The 5,651-nt window shown below is 51.1% G+C and carries 7 protein-coding genes; 1 reads left to right on the forward strand and 6 read right to left on the reverse strand.

The window, feature by feature from the left end; translation table 11 throughout:
- From proS to metN, 6 genes are all read right to left on the reverse strand, one after another.
- The coding region (gene proS, locus EQY_RS0115615; protein ID WP_001260704.1) for a proline--tRNA ligase at window positions 1-932 on the reverse strand (932 nt) is incomplete at its 3' end.
- A 111-nt stretch (window positions 933-1,043) separates the two neighbouring features.
- Window positions 1,044-1,751, reverse strand: coding sequence for a tRNA (N6-threonylcarbamoyladenosine(37)-N6)-methyltransferase TrmO (gene tsaA / locus EQY_RS0115620; RefSeq protein ID WP_000094033.1), 708 nt, complete (start codon window positions 1,749-1,751; stop codon window positions 1,044-1,046).
- A complete protein-coding gene (gene rcsF, locus EQY_RS0115625) occupies window positions 1,748-2,152 on the reverse strand; it encodes an envelope stress sensor lipoprotein RcsF (RefSeq protein WP_001202329.1) in 405 nt (134 codons plus the stop codon). The genes tsaA and rcsF overlap by 4 nt, the downstream gene beginning before the upstream one ends.
- Window positions 2,153-2,269: 117 nt before the next feature.
- Window positions 2,270-3,085 carry a methionine ABC transporter substrate-binding lipoprotein MetQ gene (metQ, locus tag EQY_RS0115630; protein WP_000874226.1) on the reverse strand — a complete coding sequence of 272 codons (816 nt, stop codon included), beginning with the start codon at window positions 3,083-3,085 and terminating at the stop codon, window positions 2,270-2,272.
- A 39-nt stretch (window positions 3,086-3,124) separates the two neighbouring features.
- Window positions 3,125-3,778, reverse strand: coding sequence for a methionine ABC transporter permease MetI (locus EQY_RS0115635; protein WP_001294600.1), 654 nt, complete (start codon window positions 3,776-3,778; stop codon window positions 3,125-3,127).
- On the reverse strand, window positions 3,771-4,802 hold the full coding sequence (metN, locus tag EQY_RS0115640; RefSeq protein ID WP_000593990.1) for a methionine ABC transporter ATP-binding protein MetN: 1,032 nt from the start codon (window positions 4,800-4,802) through the stop codon (window positions 3,771-3,773). Before metN ends, EQY_RS0115635 begins: the two co-directional genes overlap by 8 nt.
- Before the next feature lie 187 nt (window positions 4,803-4,989).
- Here metN and gmhB point away from each other — a divergent pair, with 187 nt between their 5' ends.
- Window positions 4,990-5,562 (forward strand): D-glycero-beta-D-manno-heptose 1,7-bisphosphate 7-phosphatase, encoded by a 573-nt coding sequence (gene gmhB, locus EQY_RS0115645; RefSeq protein WP_001140174.1) that lies wholly within the window; start codon window positions 4,990-4,992, stop codon window positions 5,560-5,562.
- The last annotated feature ends 89 nt before the right edge of the window (window positions 5,563-5,651 follow it).

A 5,651-nucleotide genomic window follows, 5' to 3' on the forward strand; every position in this document is an offset into this window, starting at 1 on the left:
TTTTCTGCTTTAACTTCGTTCAGCTCATGGTCACCACGCACCAGCAGCGCAACCAGCGGGAAGCTACTGCCTTCAACCGCTTTAACCAACAGAGTCTTAACCGTTTTCTCAATCGGCAGATTGAACTGTTCAACCAGTTCAGCGATGGTTTTCGCGTTAGGCGTATCAACCAGCGTCATTTCCTGGGTAGCAGCAGCGCGCGGTTCTTTCGGCGCGATAGCTTCTGCCAGTTCAATGTTCGCTGCATAGTCAGAGGTATCGGAGAAGACCACATCGTCTTCACCGCTCTGCGCCAGCACCTGGAATTCGTGAGAGGCGCTGCCGCCGATAGAACCGGTGTCGGCCTGTACGGCGCGGAAATCCAGCCCCATGCGGCTGAAGATTTTGCTGTAGGCCGCATACATTGCATCGTAGGTTTCCTGCAGGGATTCCTGAGAAGTATGGAAAGAGTAAGCATCTTTCATCAGGAATTCGCGGGAGCGCATGACGCCGAAACGCGGACGCACTTCGTCGCGGAACTTGGTCTGGATCTGATAGAAGTTCAGCGGCAGCTGTTTGTAAGAGCTAAGCTCGTTACGAATCAGGTCAGTGATAACTTCTTCATGAGTTGGGCCGAGTACGAACGGACGCTCGCCACGGTCAACAAAACGCAGCAGTTCCGGACCGTACTGTTCCCAACGACCACTCTCTTGCCACAAATCGGCTGGCTGAACCACCGGCATCGACACCTCGATCGCACCGGCGTTGTTCATCTCTTCACGCACGATGTTTTCGACTTTTTTCAGAACGCGCACGCCGGTCGGCAGCCAGGTATATAACCCGGAGGCCAGCTTGCGGATCATCCCGGCGCGTAGCATCAGCTGATGGCTGATCACCTCGGCGTCGGCAGGTGTCTCCTTGAGAGTGGAGAGCAGGTATTGGCTAGTACGCATGTTGTTACGGTTCCAGTTGGAAGGTAGAACAGGCTCAAGGTGAGCCTGGGACAAAAAAAAGTGATTTAGTTTACCAGTGCAGGAGAAATGTCAAAAGAGAAGGGCGTGAATTTAACGCGGTTCCAGCGCAAAGACTTCAAAACCTGCGTCGGTGACGCGCCAGCGAACATTAAAATCATGCAGCCAGACGGCATAGGTTTTGCCCGTTTCCTCACCTTTACGATAGGCCGGACGCGGATCCTGCGCCAGTACTTCGCGGATAAACAGCGTTAACTGCGGATAACGCTTCTCCAGCATCAATAGTTGCTTTTCAACATCTGCGGTAAAGGTCACAGACATCTCTGCCGTTGGCGCACTTTGCGCATAGCTGGCACTGGCATCGGGAAGCGATTCGGCAAAGGGGAGATACGGTTTGATATCCACCACTGGCGTACCATCAACCAGATCCAGGCTACCGAGCTTCAGAATCACGCTGTCTTTATGGCAAACAACCTCTTTCAGTTCTACCAGCGACATACCAATCGGGTTAGGGCGGAAAGTAGAGCGTGTGGCGAAAACGCCCATTCTGGCGTTACCGCCGAGGCGCGGTGGGCGCACAGTCGGACGCCAGCCGCCTTCCATCGTTTGATGAAAGACGAAAAGGATCCATAAATGGCTGAACGCTTCCAGGCCGCGCACGGCATCGGCCTGGTTGTAGGGAGCAGTGAGATGCAGTTCACCGTTGGCGCTTTTTACCAGACCAGGCTGGCGCGGAACGGCGAATTTTTCTTTATAGGGCGAGCGAATAACGCCTATTTGCTCGAACTGGAAACTGCTCATTTCGCCGTAATGTTAAGCGCAGAACCGATACATACAGCCTGACGGTAGCAGCCTGGCGTACCGCTGGTGACTTCACAGCTATGCAGTAAAACAGCATTGGCTTTCATTTTAGAGGCGTTGATTTGCATCCGCTTACGCGCGGTTGGAATGCTCGGTGGAGAGTCCTGATTAGAGGCCTGGCAAGAGTCGCCACTGACTTCACCGAGATCGCGGAACGGTTTGCCGACTAATTCTTCTGCATTGGTATAAATTCGGACCGGCGTGGCGCGCGGTGCTTTCGGTTTTGCAGGCTCCGCTTTCGGCTGGGGTGCAGTGCTTTGAACGGGTTCGACAGGGGATCTGCTTAACATGGAACAACCGCTTAGCATGAGTGCTACTAAACAGATCGGTAAAGCACGCATAGTATTTCCTCAATGTATGATCAAAACGTCAATATTGAATCAGGCGCTTGTAAAAATGACAAGACGGGCAAGCGCCCGTCCTGAATGATATTACAAATTGTGGAAACAGCCTAAATATTACCAGCCTTTAACAGCGCCGCCGTTAAACACTTTGTTTGCCGCTTCGTACACTTCATCAGATTGATAAGCCTGCACGAATTTCTTCACGTTCTCTGCGTCTTTGTTGTCTTCACGAGTTACGATCAGGTTAACATACGGGGACTCTTTGTCTTCTACAAAGATGCCGTCTTTCGCCGGAGTCAGGCCAATCTGGCTGGCATAGGTGGTGTTGATAACTGCCAGAGCGATTTGCGCGTCGTCCAGAGAACGCGGCAGTTGCGGTGCTTCCAGTTCAACAATTTTCAGGTTTTTTGGGTTCTCAACAACATCAAGAACAGTCGGCAGCAGGCCAACGCCATCTTTCAGTTTGATCAAGCCCACTTTTTGCAGCAGCAGCAGTGAACGACCAAGGTTAGTTGGATCGTTTGGCACGGCAACCTGCGAACCATCCTGCAGTTCATCCAGTGATTTTATTTTCTTGGAGTAACCAGCAATCGGATAAACAAAAGTGTTGCCTACTGCGACCAGTTTGTAGCCACGATCTTTCAGTTGCTGATCAAGGTACGGTTTATGCTGGAAGGCGTTGGCGTCGATATCGCCTTTGCTCAATGCTTCGTTTGGCAGAACATAGTCGTTGAAGGTTACCAGCTCAACGTCCAGGCCATATTTGTCTTTCGCAACTTTCTGCGCGACTTCTGCAACCTGCTGTTCGGCACCGACAATCACGCCGACTTTGATGTGGTTTGGATCTTTTTCATCCTGGCCGCACCCTACCAGTGCCAGTGATCCAATCAGGGCTCCCACTGCCGCAAAGGTTTTGAATTTGAACGCCATACCTTATTCCTTCTTCAATTATTTATGTTGTGTTGAACGTTACTTGCGAGTGACAGCCCGGACGATGCGGTCGCCTGCGAACTGAATTAAATAAACCAGAATGACCAGCAATACCAGTACCGTATTCATCACCGTCGCGTTATAGCCGATGTAGCCATACTGATAGCCAATCTGACCCAAACCACCGGCACCGACTGCGCCGCCCATAGCGGAATAACCGACCAGGGTAATCAGGGTGATAGTTGCGGCGTTAACCAGACCTGGTAACGCTTCCGGTAACAGCACTTTGCGCACGATCTGCATTGGTGTGGCACCCATTGCGCGAGAGGCTTCAATTAACCCGGTTGGGATTTCCAGCAGGGCGTTCTCGACCATACGGGCAATAAACGGTGCTGCACCAACAGTTAACGGAACAATCGCTGCCTGCAAACCAATCGATGTACCGACAATAACGCGAGTAAACGGAATCATCCATACCAGCAAGATAATGAACGGGATGGAACGGAAAATGTTCACAATCGCTGAAACGGTACGGTACAGCTTCGCGTTAGCAATAATTTGCCCCGGACGAGTAACATAAAGCAGGACGCCAACCGGCAGACCAATCACAAACCCAAAAAAACCGGATACGAAGGTCATTGCCAGCGTTTCCCATACGCCACGAACCAGCAGCCACATCATCGGCTCAGACATAACCCAGTACCTCTACTTTTACATGGTGTTCCTGCAGCCAGGCAATGGCGGCTTGCGTATCTTGTTGTGTGCCGTGCATTTCAGTCAACATGATGCCGAACTTAACGCCACCGGCGTAATCCATCTGCGCGCTAATAATGTTGTTATTAACGTTGAAACGACGCGCAGTTTCAGAAAGCAGTGGGGCATCTACCGACTGACCGGTAAACTCCAGGCGCAGCATCGGTACGCAGTCAGTGAATGGCTCCGCTTGCAGACGTTCCTGATAATCTTCTGGGATATCCAGATGCAGAGTCGACTGAATAAATTTTTGCGCCAGCGGCGTTTTCGGATGCGAGAACACTTCACTTACCTTGTCCTGCTCGATCAGTTCGCCATTGCTGATGACCGCCACGCAATCACAAATTCGCTTCACAACGTCCATTTCGTGGGTTATCAACAGAATCGTCAAACCCAGACGGCGGTTGATGTCTTTCAGCAGTTCGAGAATAGAACGTGTGGTTGCCGGATCCAGCGCGCTGGTGGCTTCATCACACAGCAATACTTTGGGATTGCTGGCTAACGCACGGGCAATCGCCACACGCTGTTTCTGCCCACCGGAAAGATTCGACGGGTAGCTATCATGCTTATCGCCAAGACCAACCAATGACAGCAATTCCGTCACGCGACGTTTGATCTCGTCTTTCGGTGTATTGTCCAGCTCCAGCGGCAGAGCCACGTTGCCAAAAACAGTACGCGAAGAGAGCAGGTTAAAATGCTGGAAAATCATACCAATCTGGCGGCGAGCTTTAGTCAGCTCGGATTCTGACAACGTAGTCAGTTCCTGGCCATCGACCAGCACGCTACCCTCGGTTGGGCGCTCCAGCAGGTTTACACAACGTATAAGCGTACTCTTACCCGCGCCTGAGGCACCGATAACGCCATAAATTTGTCCAGCTGGCACATGCAGGCTGACGTTGTTCAACGCCTGGATGGTGCGGGTGCCCTGGTGGAACACTTTGGTGATATTCGAAAGTTTTATCATTGATTATTTATTATCGTCATTAAGTTAGTCGTGGCATTTCGAATGCCTGGAACGGGCAACGCCGTCAATGAAATGGATGTTAAGGCATCCAGACGTCTAAATCAATCAGGTTTATGCGAAGAGCACTTTCTTGCTGGTCGAAACATGCGATACTAGCGTCACATGCCTTATTAAGGAGCTATAAAAGGTGGCGAAGAGCGTACCCGCAATTTTTCTTGACCGTGATGGCACCATTAATGTCGATCACGGCTATGTCCATGAGATCGACAACTTTGAATTTATCGATGGTGTTATTGACGCCATGCGCGAGCTAAAAAAAATGGGCTTTGCGCTGGTGGTAGTAACCAACCAGTCTGGCATTGCTCGCGGTAAATTTACTGAAGCACAGTTTGAAACGCTGACCGAGTGGATGGACTGGTCGCTGGCAGACCGCGATGTCGATCTGGATGGCATCTATTATTGCCCGCATCATCCGCAGGGTAGTGTTGAAGAGTTTCGCCAGGTCTGCGATTGCCGTAAACCGCATCCAGGGATGCTGTTGTCGGCACGCGATTATTTGCATATTGATATGGCCGCTTCTTATATGGTGGGCGATAAATTAGAAGATATGCAGGCAGCGGCTGCGGCGAACGTCGGAACAAAAGTGCTGGTGCGTACGGGTAAACCTATTACGCCTGAAGCAGAAAACGCGGCGGATTGGGTGTTAAATAGCCTGGCAGACCTGCCGCAAGCGATAAAAAAGCAGCAAAAACCGGCGTAATGATTAAAAGATGAGCGGTTGAAATAAAAATGCATTTTTCCGCTTGTCTTCCTGAAACGACTCCCTATAATGCGCCTCCATCGACACGG

Origin of the sequence: Escherichia sp. TW14182 (assembly GCF_000208525.1) — a bacterium.
In the GTDB taxonomy this organism is placed as follows: Bacteria; Pseudomonadota; Gammaproteobacteria; order Enterobacterales; family Enterobacteriaceae; genus Escherichia; species Escherichia ruysiae.